Origin of the sequence: Dialister succinatiphilus (assembly GCF_928721695.1) — a bacterium.
Lineage (GTDB): Bacteria > Bacillota > Negativicutes > Veillonellales > Dialisteraceae > Dialister > Dialister succinatiphilus.
Map to the genome: position 1 here is coordinate 248,692 of NZ_OV788641.1, position 17,321 is coordinate 266,012.

Genomic DNA, 17,321 nt, shown 5'->3' on the forward strand with positions numbered 1-17,321 from the left:
ATTTCAGGGATATAATGGTATCACTACGATTCAAAAAGGGAGATGGTTCACATGACCGAATACAAAAAGGGGCTCCTGGCAGCCCTTGCCTGCTACATCCTCTGGGGTGTGCTTCCGCTGTACTGGAAACTGCTGGAAGGCACCGGCGCCTACGAAATCCTGGCGCACCGCATTATCTGGTCTTTCGTCTTCATGGCCCTCCTCCTGGCGGCGCTGGGCATGGGTTCCCTCTTTCGGAACACAGTAAAGGACCTTTGCAGCCATTCCCTCAAAGGAGCCCTCATGGTATCAGCCTCCCTCTTAATCACCGCCAACTGGTGCATTTTCATCTGGGCCGTCACCCATGACCACATCGTGGACTCCAGCTTCGGCTACTATATCAATCCCCTGGTGAGCGTACTCCTCGGGGTCTTCCTCTTCCACGAAAAACTGTCAAAGCTGAAATGGGCCTCCATCGTCATCGCTTTCCTCGGCATAACCGGCATGTCCATAGAACTGGGCCGTCTCCCCCTGATTTCAGTGGGCCTCGCCCTCACCTTCGCCCTCTACGGCGCCGCCAAGAAGAAACTCCATATCAACCCTTTCATCAGCATCACCCTGGAAGCACTTCTGGTGCTGCCCTGGGCCCTGGGATATGCCCTATGGCTCTATGATGCCGGCGAAGGCCACTTCCTTGCGGGCAGCGCCATGACAGACGGGCTCCTCATAGGTGCCGGCATCGTCACCGCCGCACCCCTGGTTCTTTTCTCCACCGGCGCCAACCATCTCCCCTTAAACGTACTGGGCTTCTGCCAGTACCTCTCCCCCAGCCTCTCCCTCCTTCTGGGCATCTTCCTCTACCACGAACCCTTCAGCACCGTGCAGCTTGCAGGATTTGCCACCATATGGACAGCCCTCCTGGTCTTCTCCCTCTCCGATTTCAGAGAACAGAGGAGAAAAGGTTCTTAATAGGGGCTACTCTGTGGCCCGGGGTCATTGGACACACCTTCGGTGTGAGGGTTCTTAAGATGGACCGGCCTGCGGCCGGAGGGTTCTTAAGTTTGACGGCCTTTCAGGCCGAGGGTTGCGGATTGCCGCTCTGCGGCAATGCTTATAAAGTCAGCGTTACGGGATTTACTTTCTGTGTCATATGACATGCTTCCCACCGAGCAAGGTGGTGGCGCCAGCCACCAAAGGGGGACACACCGAAATGGTACCTGAAGTATATGACGCCCTGTTTTTTCCCTCATATCTCTCGTTTCCCCTTGAGGGGAAGTCCCGCGAAGCGGGAAAGGGTGTACGGGGCAGAGCACCGATATGATGCTCCATCGCGGTCCTGACCGCCAATCGGCGGCCCCCTAAGCGAAGGGCAATAAGACATAGAATAAGAGTATCATAATCATTCTTACCCTCGTACATCCCTTCGCCACTTCGTGGCCCTCTTCCCCTAAAGGGGACGCAAGAACGTTACGGATTTACCTTTCTACATCATATGGCAAAATAACCATTCTGCTGAATTATCTGCCTTCGGCAGATACACCCCCTATCCGGCTGCGCCACCAAAGGGGGAATGCATTTCCTCGCCCGCAGGGCGGTTGTATGGTTTTAGCCGCCAAAGGCGGCATAAAAAATGGCGCCCGAAAGGGCGCCGTACCTCGCCAGCGCAGCGATACTATATAACTCCCGAGGGCGGGAGCCCTCAACCCGCCTGTAAGGCGAAGCCGATCACAGGCAGAACCCATGGCGCCCAGGGCCAAAGGCCCGGCGGCGCCATCAACCCTCACGCCCGTAAGGGCGTGTCAACCTTCGGGAATACTGGAAAGCACCGCTCGGGTCCCGGTCCCGGTCCCGATCCCGACCGCGCCGAAGACGCCGTCACCCCTCAAGCCCCAAAGGGGCTTGTCCCATTTCCCTCTTTCTCCTTTTCTATGCTACAATATAGACAGCTTTGAATCATGTTGATAAAAGGAGGTCCTGTGTATGTCTAAGATTCTTGTTGTTTCCGGTCATCCCCGTCTGAATCAGTCTCTGGCCAATAAGACCATTCTGGAAACGCTGAAGGATAAGGGGGCTGATTTCACTCTGCTCCGTCTGGATGAAGAAGGGTTTGCACCCCAGGTGGAGAAGGATCAGGCTCTTTTGAAGGATGCGGATATCATTGTTTTCCAGTTCCCCATTTTCTGGTACTCCTATCCTTCTCTTATGAAGCACTGGGTGGAGGAGGTCTTTGCCCACGGTTTTGCCTATGGCACCGGCGGTACGGCGCTGAAGGGGAAGAAGTTCCAGATTTCCTTTACCACCGGTTCCCCTGCCAGTGCGTATAGGACCGGCGGTCCCAATGGCCATCCCATGGAGGATTTCCTTTATAATTTCCAGCAGATCGCTGCGCTCTGCGGTATGGAGTATGAGGAACCGATTTATACCAATGGCTGTGCTTTCATTCCCGGTGTCAGTCCGGAATCCGTGAAGGAAAGGGTGATTAGGGACTGCAGGGCCCATGGGGAAAAGCTGGCGCAGCGGCTGGAAGAACTGGCAAAATAAAGCGGCCGATTCACTTCATGATGGCATTAAAAAAGAGCTCCTTTTCAGGAGCTCTTTTCTGATGGGCGGATTATTTTGCAATCTTAGCTACAACGCCTGCGCCAACGGTACGGCCGCCTTCGCGGATAGCGAAACGCTGGCCTTCTTCCATAGCGATCGGGGTGATGAGCTTAACTGTCATTTCGACATTATCGCCAGGCATGCACATTTCGGTGCCTTCCGGCAGGGTGATGTCGCCGGTTACGTCGGTGGTTCTGAAGAAGAACTGCGGACGATAGCCGTTGAAGAACGGGGTATGACGGCCGCCTTCATCTTTGGTCAGTACATATACCTGAGCGGTGAATTCGGTATGGGGATGAACGGTGCCCGGTTTAGCAAGTACCTGGCCGCGAACGATGTCCTTACGGTCAATGCCGCGGAGCAGGGTGCCGATGTTGTCGCCTGCCATAGCCTGGTCCAGAGTCTTTCTGAACATTTCTACGCCGGTTACAACGGTTTCGGTCGGTTTTTCCTGGAGGCCGACGATTTCAGCTGCGTCGCCTACTTTAACGGTACCGCGTTCTACTCTGCCAGTAGCAACGGTGCCACGGCCGGTGATGGTGAATACGTCTTCGACAGGCATCAGGAACGGTTTATCGGTATCGCGCTGAGGAGTCGGGATGTAGTCGTCTACAGCCTTCATGAGGTCGCGAATCTTCTGTTCATCTTCTTTGTTGCCATTGAGGGCACCAAGAGCGGAGCCAACGATAATCGGCACTTCATCTCCCGGATAGCCATATTCAGTCAGCAGGTCTCTGATTTCCATTTCAACGAGGTCGATCAGTTCGGGATCATCAACCTGGTCAGCTTTGTTCAGGAATACTACGATAGCCGGAACGCCTACCTGTTTAGCCAGGAGGATGTGTTCACGGGTCTGGGGCATAGGACCATCAGCTGCAGATACTACGAGGATAGCGCCATCCATCTGAGCTGCACCGGTAATCATGTTCTTTACATAGTCAGCGTGCCCTGGGCAGTCAACGTGTGCATAGTGACGTTTTTCGGTTTCATATTCAACGGTGGAGGTGTTGATTGTGATACCACGAGCTCTTTCTTCCGGTGCTTTATCAATGGAAGCATAATCCAGGAAGTTAGCTTTGCCTTCTTCAGCCAGTACCTTGGTGATAGCGGCGGTCAGGGTTGTTTTACCATGATCGACGTGGCCGATGGTGCCGATGTTAACATGCGGTTTTGTTCTTTCATAATGAGCTTTTGCCATTTCTTTCTCTCCTTATACAAAAAAGAATTTGCAAAAATAGATTTGCGCTTTTCTTATTATACATTGAAAGTCAACGGGAAACAAGAAATCAGCGCAATTCCATATGCATTTTCGGAAATAAAATGCTTTCTGCTATCTGCCCGAAAGGACAGATAACAGTAAAAAGAGCTCTCCAACGAGAACTCTTTTCTACGGTGTTTGGTGGCGGCTCAGAGATTTGAACTCCGGACACAGCGGGTATGAACCGCTTGCTCTAGCCAACTGAGCTAAGCCGCCATGGAGCTGATAACCAGGATTGAACTGGTGACCTTATCCTTACCAAGGATACGCTCTACCAACTGAGCTATATCAGCACATCTATATATAGGAAGTAATTAACATGGTGGCGGGGGCAGGACTTGAACCTGCGACCTTCGGGTTATGAGCCCGACGAGCTACCAACTGCTCCACCCCGCGATATTTGGTGGGCGGAATAGGATTCGAACCTATGAAGGCAAAGCCGGCAGATTTACAGTCTGCTCCCTTTAACCACTCGGGAATCCGCCCATATGGAGCTGGCAATAGGACTTGAACCTACGACCTGCTGATTACAAATCAGCTGCTCTACCAACTGAGCTACGCCAGCACGCAAGTGACGAAATATATTATAAACAATTTCATTCAGCTTGTCAAGAACTTTTTTCATTCTTGTTTGCTCGCTCAGAGGTTTGTCCTCATCACGTTTATAGATTATACCATCAGGAGTCCTCTCTGTCTACCCCTTTTTTACAATTTTTTTGAAAAAGGTTTACGAAGAGGATGGGACATGATGAAACGCCGCTGTCCCAAGCCGGAGAGGAAACCTTTTGCCCATAGTTTCCTGTTGCCATGATACGCCACGGCCCTAAGCCGGACAGGAAACCTTTCACAAACAGTTTCCTGCCGTTATGATACGCCAATGCCCCGCGACGGACGGGAGTTCCTACCCTTCCGTAGATTCTTCGCTTCTCTCTGCCAAAGGGGTGTCCTTGGTGACGTCGCGGTTTAATACCTTTTTGGCGCCTTTCAGGAATTTGGGGCGGGGAATGAGGACGATATGGCCGCAGCCCCGGCATTTAATCCGCATATCGCTGCCCAGCTGCAGGACTTCCCATTCCTGGCTTCCGCAGGGATGTTTTTTCTTCATCTGTACAATATCGCCGATACGAAACTGAATAAATTTCATTTTGGATCTCCTTTGTTGAAAACAGATAGGGAGCAGCTGCCAGCTGCTTATTTCCGGTCCAGGGATTCCTTTTCCGGCACCATGAGGAAACGGACCGGCAGGTAGGTGGCGCCGGCGGGAATGAAGCGGATATAAAGGTCCTTCCCCATGTCCCAGGTGCCGCAGGAAATATAGTCTCTTTCGGTGCCGTTTCCAAACCAGCGCCGTCCCAGGCGGTCATCGGTGCGGTATACCCGAAGGAGCCGCGGGTTGGTGCCGATCTGGAAGGTCCCCATGTACACGCCGCCCTGGGCGTTGATATATAGATTATACTTCCCGCTACCGCTGTTGTGAAAGGTCACATGATAGGTGATGCCGTAGTCTCCTGTGTTTTCCCTTTCCACATGGCTCATTTCATCCTGCCCTTTCTGGAAGGGATAGGAATTGCCGATGGAAATGTCGGCAGGTCCTTTGGCAAAGTCCCAGGTTTCGTTTTCCAGGTAAATATCTCTGGCAAAGGTGCCTCTCATTTCATGGGTATCCGGCGGGAGGGGAAGCGCTGTGTCCAGAGCCTTTTCCAGGTCTTTCATATCGCCATCGGGAAGGATGGCGGTGCCCAGGGTGACGGGCTTCTTCGTTTCGATTTCCACCATGCCGCTGACCAGGTCTTCCTCGGCAATGCCATGGGGATCATCGTCAAAAAGGATGGTTTTCTTTCCCGGAAGAAGCGTAACCGTTTCCGGCTTTTCTTCCTCTCCCACTGCTTCCCGGAAGGACAGGGTAGCGCCGGTGGGGATATAGCTGCTGCTGGCATCGCCTTTGATCCGGCGGTTCACAGTGATGGGCTGTTTCTTGTCTGATTTGGCGTACACCAGCACCCGGGCAGGGCCGCCGGTTTCATTCACATGGTAATAATAGACCCGTCCCTTTCCGGGAGCGGCGGTGCCTTCATAAAGAATGCCTGCCTGGTCTGCATACTCCGGGCAGTCGGAAAAAATCAAAGTGCCTTCTGCCTTCGTCTGTTTCAAAGGAAGGGTGGTATAGGTTTCATCCACCGGAGACGATGCGAAAGCAGTCAAGCCGCCTGCCATGGTCATGGCAGCGGCGAGGGATGCAATAGATTTTTTTAATATGGACATGGGTTTACTTCTTTTCTGTATGTATTTCCTTTGCTATGTTAAACATTCCATGGACGGTAAAAGGTCCAGAGGGCTGTGGTGGCGGCATCGCCTTTGGGGCGATACCTGTAAAGCCTGCTTTACCTGCTTTTTCCCCTCAGCCCGTTTTTCCGCTTTCTTCCATGGTCTGTACCAGGGATTCTATTTTTTTGAAGCGGTGGGCCAGGCCGGACTTGGTAATGCCGCAGATGGCTGCCAGTTCGGAGAGGCTGGCGTTGGGATGGGAGAGCCGTACTTCGCAGGCTTCCCGGATTTTGGGAGACAGGGAGGAAAGGGTATTGCCCTGCAGGAGCCGCTGCACCATGTGGGTCTGGTGAACGGCGGCATCCACTGTTTTCTGGAGGTTTGCGGTTTCGCAGTTCACCTGGCGGTTCACCCGGTTTCTCATGTCTTTCACCACCCGCACGCTTTCAAAGTCCAGGTAGCTCTGGCTGGCGCCTACGATCTGGAGAAATTCGGACACTTCGTCTCCGTCTTTGATATAGACGATGTAGTCGTTCTTCCTGTCGGTCATGCGGGCGTTCATGCGGAAGAAGGCCATGGTTTTGACGATTTCTTCTGCAAACCGCAGAGACTGGGTCACCATTTCCAGATGGTAGTCACTCTGGGGCCGGCTGACTGAACCGCCGCCCAGGAAGGCGCCGGCCAGATAAGCCCGTTTTTCTTCGCTGCTTTCCAGAAAGGGGCTGTCGTCTACGCCGGCCATGGGGGAAAGACCCATGGTGTTCAGGAAGGACAGGCCCATTTCAGAGGGCTGTACCACCAGGGTGTATACGTTTTTCTTCCGCAGGCGTCTTCCCTGGCGCACCATGGCGCTGGGCATGAAGCCGAAATCCTTTTTCAGGTACACCAGCACCCGCCGGGCTACGGCGCTGTTGCCGGTGGAAAATTCAAGGCCCCAGCGTCCCCGGGATCCGGTAACGAATGAACCGCTCATGCGCAGAAGGGCCAGAAGCTCCGCTGTGCGGCAGGCTTTATCGTCCCGCTGGATGCGGGCCAGTTCATTCTTCACCTGTTCTGTAAATGACATTAATGACTCCTCTTCAAATAATCTTCCAATGCTTCCTGCGCAATATTGGCGGACAGCAGGTTGTGAATGCGGATGATTTCATTGGAAAGCACTTCCGTGTCCTGCACGGCGCCCCGGTTCGGCCCCAGAAGGTCTGCTTCAATGAGGGAGGCTCCCAGGGATTCCACCTTCTTCCTGTCAATGGTGACGGGGAAGGCATGGACTTTTTCATATTTCCGAAGCACTTCCGGAGAGGGGGTGCCGTTGTTGGCCAGGACGAAATCCACCACCCCGCCGCCGATATGGTCTACCAGGGCTTTCAGATGGTCCCCCACCGTATAGCCTGTAGTTTCCCCGGGCTGGGTCATGACGTTGCAGATATAAAGCACCGGAGCGCCGCTTTCCCTGATGGCCGAAAGGATTTCCGGCACCAGGAGATTGGGCAGCACCGATGTGTAAAGACTTCCCGGCCCCAGGGTAATGAGATCCGCTTCCCTGATGGCCTCCAGGGCATCGCCCACGGCCATGGGCGCCTTAGGTATCGTGGTCATGCGGACGATACGCACATCCCGCCCGATTTTTTCAGGATAGGCAGAAATTTCCGATTCCCCTTCCACAATTTCGCCGTCGGACATTTTGGCCCGGAGGCGCACTTTCTGGGAGGTGGCAGGCATGACCTGGCCGCGGATATTGAGAACCTTGCTGGCCGCTTCCAGAGCGTTCTGCACGCTGCCGAACTGCTTAATCAGGGCTGCCAGGAAAAGGTTTCCCAAGCTGTGCCCCGCCAGTTCCCCTTCGCCGCCGAAGCGGTACTGGAAGATCTGCTCCAGCACCGTTTCCTTGTCAGCCAGGGCCACCAGACAGTTCCGAAGATCCCCGGGCGCAATGATTCCCATTTCCTCCCGAAGCCTTCCGGAAGAGCCGCCGTCATCGGCTACGGTAACGATGGCGGTAATATTGGATGTTTTATTCTTCATCCCCCGGAGCAGCATGGACAGTCCATGGCCGCCGCCGATGGCCACCACCCGGAGTCCCCGGGACAGCTCCATGCGGGACAGGAGCTTCTTGGACACTTCCTTCTGGTCCGGTGCCAGCAGTTCCACCAGCCGCTTCATGAGCTTCCTCACGGCGGTGGTCATAATCCATAAACCCAGAATGACAAAGAGGGTGCCGCAGACCGCCAGGAACGTATAGCTGTAGCTTCCTGTCATCTGGAAAGCCAGCCCCAGCATTCTTTCTTCCATGATTCCGAAAATCTGGTAGTTCAGAATCAGTGTGGCGCCGAAGACCAGGAGGAGGATCCCCACTGAAAACAGGACCATCCAGCGCTTAATCGCCAGTCCCGGCCGAAGCCACTGCATGAAATGTTTCATCAAACCTCATCCTTCCGAAGAATCTGTCACATCATGCTCTATATGATTTCGGTGCAGGTCCCGGTGTTCCACGTTCACATGACCGAACTTTTCTTTCAAATGGCTGCCCAGTCTTTCCGTCACAAAGACAGACCGGTGCATGCCTCCGGTGCAGCCGATGGCGATGGTGAACTGGGTTTTCCCCGCTTTTTTGAAATGGTCCACCATGAAGTCCATGAAATCGTACAGTTTCCCCAAAAATTCCCGGGTCACCGGCGCCTTTTCAATATAATCAGCCACTTCCTTCACCCGGCCGGTGGAGTACTTGTACTCCGGCACGTAGAAGGGGTTGGGCAGGAACCGGACATCGATCACCGTGTCTGCATCGATGGGGATGCCGTACTTGAAGCCAAAGGAAAATACGGTAATCTGCATGTCCGTACCGCTGCCGTCCACGCCGAAGCGGCTGGACAGATATTCCTTCAAATCGCCGGTTTTCATGGCGGTGGTATCCACGATCACGTCCGCCTGGGCCCGGATACCTGCCAGGATCTTCCTTTCCTGGGCAATGCCTTCCTGGATGCGCATATTTTTAGCCAGGGGATGCTGCCGTCTCGTTTCCATGTACCGCCGCACCAGGGCTTCATCAGAGGCCTCCAGGAAAACCACTTCATGGGGAATGCCCCGTTTCTTCAGTTCATCCAGCGCCTGGGGCAGGGCATCAAAGAAGGAACCGCCCCGGATATCCGTCACCACTGCCACATGGCGCGTATTGGATGTGCTTTTCCAGCAAAGGTCCGCAAACCGCGCAATGAGCACCGGCGGCAGGTTATCCACGCAGTAATAGCCCATATCTTCCAGTTTCTGCATGAAATTGGTCTTACCGGCTCCGCTCATGCCGGTAATAATAACAAAGCGGAAATCGTCCTGCATGGTTCATCCCTCCAGTACATATTTTTCAACAGCTCTGGCCACACCGTCCTCATTGTTGGACAGAGTTTCGTGGGCAGCGGCTTTTTTAGCGCTTTCCGAAGCATTGGCCACGGCAAAGGACCAGGGGGTCATGGAAAGCATGGATACATCATTGTTCCCATTGCCAAAGGTCATCACATGGTCTGTGGGAATGCCCCAGGAACGGGCCAGCTCCTCCACAGCCCTGCCTTTGGAGCATTCCCGGTTATTCATTTCAAAGAAGAAAGGCTTTGATTTCACCTGGTTCACCAGGGATCCATATTTCTCCTTCAGGAAATGTTCCACCCCCTTCATCTTTTCCCCGTCATATTCGCAGACCAGAATTTTCGTAGGCGCCTTCCGGGGCGTCCAGAAATCATCCCCTGCCACATGAGCCTTCACGGCGCACTGCTTCTCATACTCGTCGGTGCGCCAGTCCCGGAAAGGCACATAAAGCTCATCGTCAATATAGGTATGGGCATACCAGCCATGGGCTTTGATATCGGAAAGGATGGAAAGGGCCCTGTCCTTTTCAATGCGCACATCCCTTATGATTTTTCCGCTTTCACAGAGCCCTGTCATGGACCCGGTGTAGCAGATCACCGGCACATCGCCAAGGCCGATGGCCTTCCCCCAGGGACGGGCCGCCTGGAACATGCGCCCCGTGGCAATGACGATCCTCACGCCCCGGGAAAGAGCCCGGGCCAGTACCTGTTTCGTGTAGTCCGAAACGGAAATATCATCCCGTAAAAGGGTATCATCCAAATCAATGGCAATCATTTGTATAGAAGACATGGTATGCTCCTTGTAATCAATAAAGGGTTCCGCCCTTACGGGCGAAAGGGGCGCGGCTCCGCCGCGGGTTGTGTAGAAGGGTTGTGAAGAGAAAGGTTCTCAAGATGGATGGGCCTTCGGCCCAAGGGTTCTTAAGTTTGACGGGGCCTTTGGCCCCGAGGGTTGCGGATTGCCGCTCTGCGGCAATGCTTATAAAGTCAGCGTTACGGGATTGTCGTTATGGGTCATATAGCTTGATAGGCATTTTGCTGACTGGCTCGCTGCACTCGCCTCCCCCTATCCGGCTGCGCCGGACTTCCCCCGCAAGCAGGGGCAGAATAAATCGCTCTATGCTTTCCTGTAGAGACATGGCTCCATTGCTAAGCACCCATAGTCCCCCCGCCGGGGGGAAGGTGGTGGCGCCAGCCACCAAAAGGGGTGCATTCCCCTCGCCCGCAGGGCGGTTGTATGGTTTTATACAAACTGGCGCCTTCTATAATTTAGAGGCGCTTCACCACTATTATACCATAGGAAGAAACGCCCGAAGGCGTGGGCGGAATCAGCAGGAGGGGAATGAAGAAAAGAAATTTTTCCCCTCTTTCTATTAGAGCAGCTTGATCAGTGCTTCCGTTTCTTCTTCGGTGGTAGCCCAGGAGGTGGCAATGCGCATGACCACTTTGTCTCCTTTATTTTCCCAGAATCCCATTTCCACTTTTTCGGAAAGGCGCCGGGCCTCTTCGTGGGTAAGGGTCAGGAAAATCTGGTTGGTGCTGTTTCTCACGTCCTGGACGTATCCTTTTTCATCCAGGGCCTGTCGGATGCGGTCAGCCATTTCATCGCCGTTTCTGCCCAGCTTTTCATAAAGGCCGCCGGTGAAGAGGGTGTCGAACTGCAGGCCTGCTGCCCAGCCTTTAGCCAGAAGGGCGCCGTGCTGTTTCACCATGGTGAAGAAATGGGGCACTCTCCCTTTTTTCGGGAATACCACTGCTTCTCCCAGAAGGGCGCCGCACTTGGTGCCGCCGATGTAGAAAACATCGGTGAGGCTTGCCAGATCCTTAAGAGTCACGTCATTTCCCCGGGCGGAAAGGCCATAGGCCAGGCGGGCGCCGTCTACGTAGAGCGCCAGTTTCCATTTCCGGCATACCCCGCTGATTTCCCGGAGTTCCTTCAAACTGTAAAGAGTGCCATATTCAGTGGGCTGTGAAATATAAACCATGGCAGGCATGACCATGTGTTCATGGTTCTCATCGTTCCAGTAGGTATCTGCCAGACTGTCAATGTCTTTGGCCCTGATTTTTCCTTCTTCCGAAGGGACTGCAAGCACCTTGTGGCCGCCGTATTCGATGGCGCCTGCTTCATGGACAGATACATGACCTGTAACAGCGGCAATGACTCCTTCATAGGGCCGAAGCATGGTATCAATGACAGTGGCATTGGTCTGGGTGCCTCCCACCAGGAAGTACACCTCTCCCTCCGGCGTTCCGGCGGCGGTTCTGATTTTCTCCCTGGCTGATTCCGATATCTCATCGGAGCCATAACCGGTGAATTTCTTTCCTGAAAGTGCCGCCAGTCTTTCTATAATTTCCGGCGCTGCCGTTTCCATGTAATCGGAAGCAAAATATAATTTTTCCATGGTTGTACCTGCCTTTTCTTTTTGCCCTATTGTATATCACAGAGAAGAGTCTCTGCAAATCGTTTTCTGCGGTCATGAATGGCAATCGACCCACACCGATCAGGAAATTTCATAGCAAAAAGGCCGTGAAAAATGGGCATCCATTTTTCATGGCCTTTTTGATTTCATCTAATCAGATTTTTCTCCCCGGATAGGCTTTCAGTCCTTCTCCCAGAAGATGGATGGCTTTCTTCAGGTCATCGCAGTTCAGCACATAGGCCAGGCGGGCTTCATCCACCCCTTTGCCCGGTTCTGCATAGAAACCGTTGCCCGGGGCGATCATCACAGTTTCCCCGTTTTCGTCAAAGTCCTTCAGAAGCCAGATGGCAAATTTTTCCGCATCATCCACCGGCAGCTTCACCATCACATAGAAGGCGCCCTTGGGGTCCGAGGAAATGACGCCGGGAATGGCAGCCAGGCCGGCAGCAATGGTATCACGCCGTTTCTTGTATTCCTGGTTCACCGCTTCCAGATAGGATTTCGGCGTATCGTAGAGAGCGGCTGCTCCCACCTGTTCCACCGTAGGCACACAGAGGCGGGCCTGGCAGAATTTATTAATCTGGGTGGTAAAGTCATCATTCTTGCAGAGCAGGCAGCCGATGCGGGCACCGCAGGCGCTGTACCTCTTGGATACGGAATCCACGATAATGAGGTTGTCTGCCAGATCGTCATAGGTGCCAAAGCTGGTGTAGGCGCCGTCATAGACAAATTCGCGGTATACTTCATCTGCAATGAGGGCGAGGCCATGTTTCTTAACCACCGCCGCAATCATGTCCATTTCCTTCTTGTTATATACCACACCGGTGGGGTTGCCGGGGTTGGTCAGAAGAATGAGACGGGTCTTGTTGGTAATATACTTTTCCACCGTTTCCTGGTCCGGCAAACGATATCCCGTTTCAGCGCTGGTAGGAACCGCTCTGACATGGGCGCCGGCAATCTTGGCAAAGGAATTATAGTTGGCATAGAAAGGTTCAAACACCAGGATTTCGTCCCCCGGGTCGCAGAGCGTAAGAGCTGCCAGTTCCAGGGCTTCACTGCCGCCGGAAGTGATAAAAATGTTCTTTTCGCTGTACTCCATGCCCCACTCTTTATAATACTTCTGAATCTGGTGAATGAGGTGCATGTCCCCCTGGGAAGGACCGTAGGCTACCGTCTTTTTATTGAAACTGCGGATGGCTTCCATAAACTGGGGCGGTGTTTCAATATCGGGCTGGCCGATGTTCAGATGATAAATCTTCTTGCCTGCCTTCTCGGCTTCTACAGCGTATGGTCCCAGCCTGCGGATAGGAGAAGTGGTTAAGCTTAATGCTCTCTGTGAAATCTTCATCATAATCCCTTCCTGTTTTTCAAAATAGTATTCCATAAAACACAGAATTACACCTTCATTATATACCCTTTTTGATATTCCGCCATCTGAAAATTTCATAGAGGAATCGGAGAAAAGAAAAAGGCTGTCCCATGGACAGGCAGCCATCATGGAAATCTCTAATGGTCACCGAGCCCTGAAAAATATAAATAGCAGAAGAGGCAGAGGGAAATGATATCTGCCGTGCTTTCAGTCCCCCTTCCTAAATATCCGCCCCTTTCTCCGGAGAAGCACGAAAAAAGCTCTGTCATTTCTGACAGAGCTTCTGCTGTGGCGGAGAGAGGGGGATTCGAACCCCCGTGACGGTATTCGCCGTCAACATGATTTCCAATCATGCACCTTAAACCGCTCGGACACCTCTCCATGCTGCTTATTCCTGGCCTTGCGGCCAGCGCCTTGTTGTTTTCATCAGTGGTTGACTGACTTATGTAGTATACCAACGGATACATCATATGTCAAGCATTTTTTGAAAATTTTTTTGATGAAATGATTTTATAGCTGAAAAAAGGTTTCCTGTGGTGGTAAATCCCAACCGTCCCGCGCCGGATAGGGAACTTTTTCACAAATAGTTTCCCATCGCTATGAAACACAATGATCCCATGCCGGACAGGAAACTTTTCGCCAGGGTTTTCCCATGATAATGAATCCCCGCTCCCCCGCGCAGGAAAACGCACTCCATGAAAAAATACGCGGGAAAATAATTGATATTTTCCCGCGTATTTCTTCGCCTGTTTTCTGGGCTTATGCTTTTTCTACAGAACCGGCTTCATGGCTCTGGCGCAGGTTACGGCGCCATGCATAGAGGCCATAGTACAGGAAGGCGCAGGCAGCCGAGCCTACTCCTACCAGGGAATAAATGCCGGAGAAGCCCAGGGGACCTTTGAAGGCGCCCAGAATGTAGGGGCCTACGCCAAGGCCCAGGTCCAGCATAACGAAGTAGGTGGATACGGCCACGCCGATGCGGACTTCGTCTACCAGTTTCACGCAGATGGCCTGTCCATTGGACATGAAGGTGCCGTAACCCAGTCCTACAAAGACGCCGGCCACAAGCATTTCCCAGCTTCTGGTGGTAATGGACAGAAGCAGAAGGCCCACTGCCAGGCACAGGAAGGTGGGGTACATGACGAAGTCTTCGCCTTTCTTGTCAAACATGACACCTGCTACAGGACGGATGATGGTGACCGACAGGGCATAGACCACAAAGAACAGGGTGCCGGCGGTCATGAGATGGAGTTCAGACGCATAGGTGGCCAAAAAGCTGAGGACGCTGGAGTAGCAGAGGGCTACGAAGAAGCCTACGATGGCAATGCCCATGACCTTCGGTTCCAGGAAGCTGGAAAGAGAAATTTCTTTCAGCTGGGCCCGGCGCTCTTCGGTAATCCGGATTTCATCCACCTTCATCACAAAGGCAGCCGCCAGGCAGGCAAGGACCACGGCCACGCAGAACATAATAATGATGCGGAAGGAGAAGAACTGCTGCATAATCATGCCCAGGAAGGGTCCGATGGCAGCTGCCAGGCTCATGCTGAGGGCATAGTAGTTGATGCCTTCGCCCCGCCGCTCTTCCGGAATCATGGCAGATACGATGGTACTGGTGGCGGTGGAGGCAATGCCGTAGCCAATGCCGTTTAAGAAGCGCACCCCATACATGAGGGGCAGGGAATCGACAGCAAAATACATGCAGGTGGTTACCAGGTAGAACAGAATACCGCCGTAGAGCATCTTTTTGCGGCCGTAAATTTCAACGGACCGGCCTGCTGCCAGCCGCGCTGCCAGGGTGCCCAGGACGAAGATGCCTGCTGCCAGTCCCGCCTCGCTTACCGTGGCGTTCAGGGAGGAGATGGCTTCAGAAGCGATGATTACCACCAGCATATAGTAAATAATGTAAATCAGGAAATTAACAAGGGTGTCCAGAATGAACCCCCGGGTCCACAAACGTGGTTTGACTGCCATAATAAAAATCAACCTCTTTCTTGCAGTACATGGGAATAAAACGTTCTTTTCGCAGGGTTTCTGCGAAACACAGACCCCATTATACAAGCCTTTCCCCTTCTTGTATAACAGATAAAAAAGATGGGTGTTATCGCGAAAAGCGATAACACCCAGGGGGCCAGAATCATTTTTCTTTGATGGTACTGCTTGGGAAGCTGGCCAGTATCTGGTTCACATAGTCCTGTATCAGGCGGGCTGCCGGATGGTCCTTCCGATAAATGAGGTAGCCCTCTGCCTGAAGGGGCACCTCCAGGGAATAAATCCCTTCCCTATGGCCCAGGGCCTTCAGCAGACGATCCGGCAGCAGGGCACCGGCTTCATTTTCCTGGCAGTAGTGGATAATGGCATAGGGCGAGGACAGTCTGGCGGAAATCCGGTATTTCATGGGAATATCCATAAAGTAGTCCGTATAAATCCGGTTCATGTAATAGCTGGAGGGATAGAGTACCAGGGGACGCTCCAGAATCTCCTCCCTGGTCAGCGGTTGATCCCCCATATCCATGCGGGGCCCGTAGTACACCATGTTATCCCGGCAGAAGCGGACGATGGCATAGTCTTCCAGACTGGCCCCGTCGGGAAGACTTTTTTCCACGAAGTAGGTGGAAACCACGTCCAGCCTGCCTTCTGTCATGGCCTGATGGATCTGGTAGGTGGGCATATCGAAAACATTCAGCTGCACATTGGGATGAAGCTCCCTGAAACGGGCCACGTGACGGTTCATCTGGATATCTCCCAGAGAGCGGAGGATGCCAACATTCAGCTCCACCGGTTCTTCCACCGCCGGTCGGGTATCATCCACGATTTCCCGAAGTCCCTCCATCCACTTCCGGATGCGGGGAAGAAAACGCTCCCCCTCTTCCGTGAGATGGCTGCCCCGGGGAGACCGCTCAATGAGCTTTACCCCCAGGACGCACTCCAGATGCTTGATCTGGGCGCTGAAGGCGGACTGGGTAATATTGGCTTCTCTGGCAGCCCGGGCGAAATTGCCTGTCCTCCCATAGATGATAAAGCACTCCATCTGCTCAATGGTTGGTAAATTTTCCCGCATACCATCCTCCATACATGAAATACAGACTTTCCGAAATCAATACACCACTTCCACCAGAGCCAGTCCCTGGGGCGGCGCCGTAAAGCCTGCCGCGCTCCGGTCCTTTGCTTCCAGAATGGCAGGCATCTGTTCAGCCATCTTCTTTCCTTCCCCTATTTCCACCAGGGTGCCGGTGATGATGCGGATCATATTCTGCAAAAAGCCGCTGCCCCGATAGTCTATGCCAAGCTCGCCGCCGGAAAGGGAAAGGGATATATCAGATATGGTTCGGACGGCGGATTTCTTGAAATGCCTGTTGCCGCAGAAAGAAGTAAAATCATGGGTCCCTGTAAGAAAAGCGGCGCCCCGCCTCATGGCCTCCACATCCAGCGCTTCTCCCAGCTGCCACACATAGCGGCGGCGGAATACATCTTTCTCCGCCCCTACCCGGATACAGTAGCGGTAGTGTTTTTCCACCGCCGAAAAGCGGCTGTGGAATCTTTCATCCCTGATTGCAAGGCCATGAATGGAAATATCATCAGGCAGAGCCCGGTTCCAGGCATCCTGCAGCATTTTCAGGTCATATTCCTCCTGCAGATGGACATTGGCATACTGCCCTAGGGCATGGACACCGGCATCGGTCCGTCCGGCACCGATCACCTGTCCCTTGGCCCCGGTAATCCTCTCCAGCGCGTCCTCCAGTTTCCCCTGGATCGTGTCCTTCGTCCTCGTCTGCCGCTGCCAGCCTTCATAGCGGCTTCCGTCATAGGAAACAATAAATCCGTAATTCATGATGGGCCCTCCTTTGTTTGCTTTACTGTCTATTATAGCATAGAGGAAAGGTCCAGCAGGTGGCGGCGCTGCCTCGGGCTATGAATCTGGCAGGCAGCCTGTGCGCAGGACTTTAACCCCTCATGGAAAATGCAGAGAAGACGCGAAAGACCGGCAGCAGGCAGTGGTTACAATCCTGCTGCTTCCTGAATCTCTTTTTGTCTTTTCTTCTCATATGTTATAATAATATAGATTTCATTATGGTAAC

At 53.2% G+C, this 17,321-nt stretch carries 14 protein-coding genes and 6 tRNA genes; 2 read left to right on the forward strand and 18 right to left on the reverse strand.

Translation table 11 applies throughout. The features are described 5' to 3' along the window. Window positions 1-51: 51 nt before the first annotated feature. The gene (rarD, locus tag NW747_RS01070) at window positions 52-948 is read left to right on the forward strand and encodes an EamA family transporter RarD (protein ID WP_273187621.1); all 897 of its coding nucleotides are present in this window, start codon (window positions 52-54) and stop codon (window positions 946-948) included. A 1,011-nt stretch (window positions 949-1,959) separates the two neighbouring features. After that, on the forward strand, window positions 1,960-2,520 hold the full coding sequence (locus NW747_RS01075) for an NAD(P)H-dependent oxidoreductase (protein ID WP_273097186.1): 561 nt from the start codon (window positions 1,960-1,962) through the stop codon (window positions 2,518-2,520). A 70-nt stretch (window positions 2,521-2,590) separates the two neighbouring features. Here NW747_RS01075 and tuf read toward each other — a convergent pair whose 3' ends face one another. From tuf to truA, 18 genes are all read right to left on the reverse strand, one after another. Next, entirely contained in the window at window positions 2,591-3,778 is a 1,188-nt protein-coding gene (gene tuf, locus NW747_RS01080) for an elongation factor Tu (protein WP_273187623.1), read from the reverse strand. A 199-nt stretch (window positions 3,779-3,977) separates the two neighbouring features. Continuing rightward, window positions 3,978-4,054: transfer RNA gene (locus NW747_RS01085), tRNA-Met, on the reverse strand. Window position 4,055: 1 nt separating this feature from the next. Continuing rightward, window positions 4,056-4,131, reverse strand: a tRNA-Thr gene (locus tag NW747_RS01090). Window positions 4,132-4,158: 27 nt separating this feature from the next. Beyond that, window positions 4,159-4,234, reverse strand: a tRNA-Met gene (locus tag NW747_RS01095). A 5-nt stretch (window positions 4,235-4,239) separates the two neighbouring features. Next, window positions 4,240-4,324: transfer RNA gene (locus NW747_RS01100), tRNA-Tyr, on the reverse strand. 3 nt (window positions 4,325-4,327) lie between these two features. Beyond that, a tRNA-Thr gene (locus NW747_RS01105) sits at window positions 4,328-4,403 on the reverse strand. A gap of 336 nt (window positions 4,404-4,739) precedes the next feature. Then, complete coding sequence (locus tag NW747_RS01110) at window positions 4,740-4,982, reverse strand: DUF951 domain-containing protein (protein WP_008859997.1); 243 nt, start codon at window positions 4,980-4,982, stop codon at window positions 4,740-4,742. 47 nt (window positions 4,983-5,029) lie between these two features. Continuing rightward, window positions 5,030-6,100: a hypothetical protein gene (locus NW747_RS01115; protein WP_273187625.1), complete on the reverse strand. Its 1,071-nt coding sequence runs from the start codon at window positions 6,098-6,100 to the stop codon at window positions 5,030-5,032. Between the two features lie 136 nt (window positions 6,101-6,236). Continuing rightward, window positions 6,237-7,169 (reverse strand): DNA-binding protein WhiA, encoded by a 933-nt coding sequence (whiA, locus tag NW747_RS01120; RefSeq protein ID WP_273187626.1) that lies wholly within the window; start codon window positions 7,167-7,169, stop codon window positions 6,237-6,239. Beyond that, the gene (locus tag NW747_RS01125; RefSeq protein WP_273187628.1) at window positions 7,169-8,521 is read right to left on the reverse strand and encodes a gluconeogenesis factor YvcK family protein; all 1,353 of its coding nucleotides are present in this window, start codon (window positions 8,519-8,521) and stop codon (window positions 7,169-7,171) included. Before NW747_RS01125 ends, whiA begins: the two co-directional genes overlap by 1 nt. A 6-nt stretch (window positions 8,522-8,527) precedes the next feature. Next, complete coding sequence (rapZ, locus tag NW747_RS01130) at window positions 8,528-9,433, reverse strand: RNase adapter RapZ (protein ID WP_008859993.1); 906 nt, start codon at window positions 9,431-9,433, stop codon at window positions 8,528-8,530. 3 nt (window positions 9,434-9,436) lie between these two features. Continuing rightward, entirely contained in the window at window positions 9,437-10,246 is an 810-nt protein-coding gene (locus tag NW747_RS01135; protein ID WP_273187629.1) for an HAD family hydrolase, read from the reverse strand. A 583-nt stretch (window positions 10,247-10,829) separates the two neighbouring features. After that, window positions 10,830-11,858, reverse strand: a complete 1,029-nt coding sequence (locus NW747_RS01140) for a threonine aldolase family protein (protein WP_273187630.1) — start codon at window positions 11,856-11,858, stop codon at window positions 10,830-10,832. Window positions 11,859-12,030: 172 nt separating this feature from the next. Further along, window positions 12,031-13,227, reverse strand: a complete 1,197-nt coding sequence (locus NW747_RS01145; protein ID WP_008859990.1) for a pyridoxal phosphate-dependent aminotransferase — start codon at window positions 13,225-13,227, stop codon at window positions 12,031-12,033. A gap of 307 nt (window positions 13,228-13,534) precedes the next feature. Then, a tRNA-Ser gene (locus tag NW747_RS01150) sits at window positions 13,535-13,626 on the reverse strand. A gap of 378 nt (window positions 13,627-14,004) precedes the next feature. Further along, window positions 14,005-15,216, reverse strand: coding sequence for an MFS transporter (locus NW747_RS01155; protein WP_040380191.1), 1,212 nt, complete (start codon window positions 15,214-15,216; stop codon window positions 14,005-14,007). Window positions 15,217-15,379: 163 nt separating this feature from the next. Then, entirely contained in the window at window positions 15,380-16,303 is a 924-nt protein-coding gene (locus NW747_RS01160; protein ID WP_273187632.1) for a LysR family transcriptional regulator, read from the reverse strand. A 36-nt stretch (window positions 16,304-16,339) separates the two neighbouring features. Next, on the reverse strand, window positions 16,340-17,074 hold the full coding sequence (truA, locus tag NW747_RS01165) for a tRNA pseudouridine(38-40) synthase TruA (protein WP_273187633.1): 735 nt from the start codon (window positions 17,072-17,074) through the stop codon (window positions 16,340-16,342). Window positions 17,075-17,321: the final 247 nt, after the last annotated feature.

Bases quoted from the DNA above. Each gene is read 5' to 3' on its own strand.
- rarD (WP_273187621.1), top strand. From the start codon at position 52: ATGACCGAATACAAAAAGGGGCTCCTGGCAGCCCTTGCCTGCTACATC.
- NW747_RS01075 (WP_273097186.1), top strand. From the start codon at position 1,960: ATGTCTAAGATTCTTGTTGTTTCCGGTCATCCCCGTCTGAATCAGTCT.
- tuf (WP_273187623.1), bottom strand. From the start codon at position 3,778: ATGGCAAAAGCTCATTATGAAAGAACAAAACCGCATGTTAACATCGGC.
- NW747_RS01110 (WP_008859997.1), bottom strand. From the start codon at position 4,982: ATGAAATTTATTCAGTTTCGTATCGGCGATATTGTACAGATGAAGAAA.
- NW747_RS01115 (WP_273187625.1), bottom strand. From the start codon at position 6,100: ATGTCCATATTAAAAAAATCTATTGCATCCCTCGCCGCTGCCATGACC.
- whiA (WP_273187626.1), bottom strand. From the start codon at position 7,169: ATGTCATTTACAGAACAGGTGAAGAATGAACTGGCCCGCATCCAGCGG.
- NW747_RS01125 (WP_273187628.1), bottom strand. From the start codon at position 8,521: ATGAAACATTTCATGCAGTGGCTTCGGCCGGGACTGGCGATTAAGCGC.
- rapZ (WP_008859993.1), bottom strand. From the start codon at position 9,433: ATGCAGGACGATTTCCGCTTTGTTATTATTACCGGCATGAGCGGAGCC.
- NW747_RS01135 (WP_273187629.1), bottom strand. From the start codon at position 10,246: ATGTCTTCTATACAAATGATTGCCATTGATTTGGATGATACCCTTTTA.
- NW747_RS01140 (WP_273187630.1), bottom strand. From the start codon at position 11,858: ATGGAAAAATTATATTTTGCTTCCGATTACATGGAAACGGCAGCGCCG.
- NW747_RS01145 (WP_008859990.1), bottom strand. From the start codon at position 13,227: ATGATGAAGATTTCACAGAGAGCATTAAGCTTAACCACTTCTCCTATC.
- NW747_RS01155 (WP_040380191.1), bottom strand. From the start codon at position 15,216: ATGGCAGTCAAACCACGTTTGTGGACCCGGGGGTTCATTCTGGACACC.
- NW747_RS01160 (WP_273187632.1), bottom strand. From the start codon at position 16,303: ATGCGGGAAAATTTACCAACCATTGAGCAGATGGAGTGCTTTATCATC.
- truA (WP_273187633.1), bottom strand. From the start codon at position 17,074: ATGAATTACGGATTTATTGTTTCCTATGACGGAAGCCGCTATGAAGGC.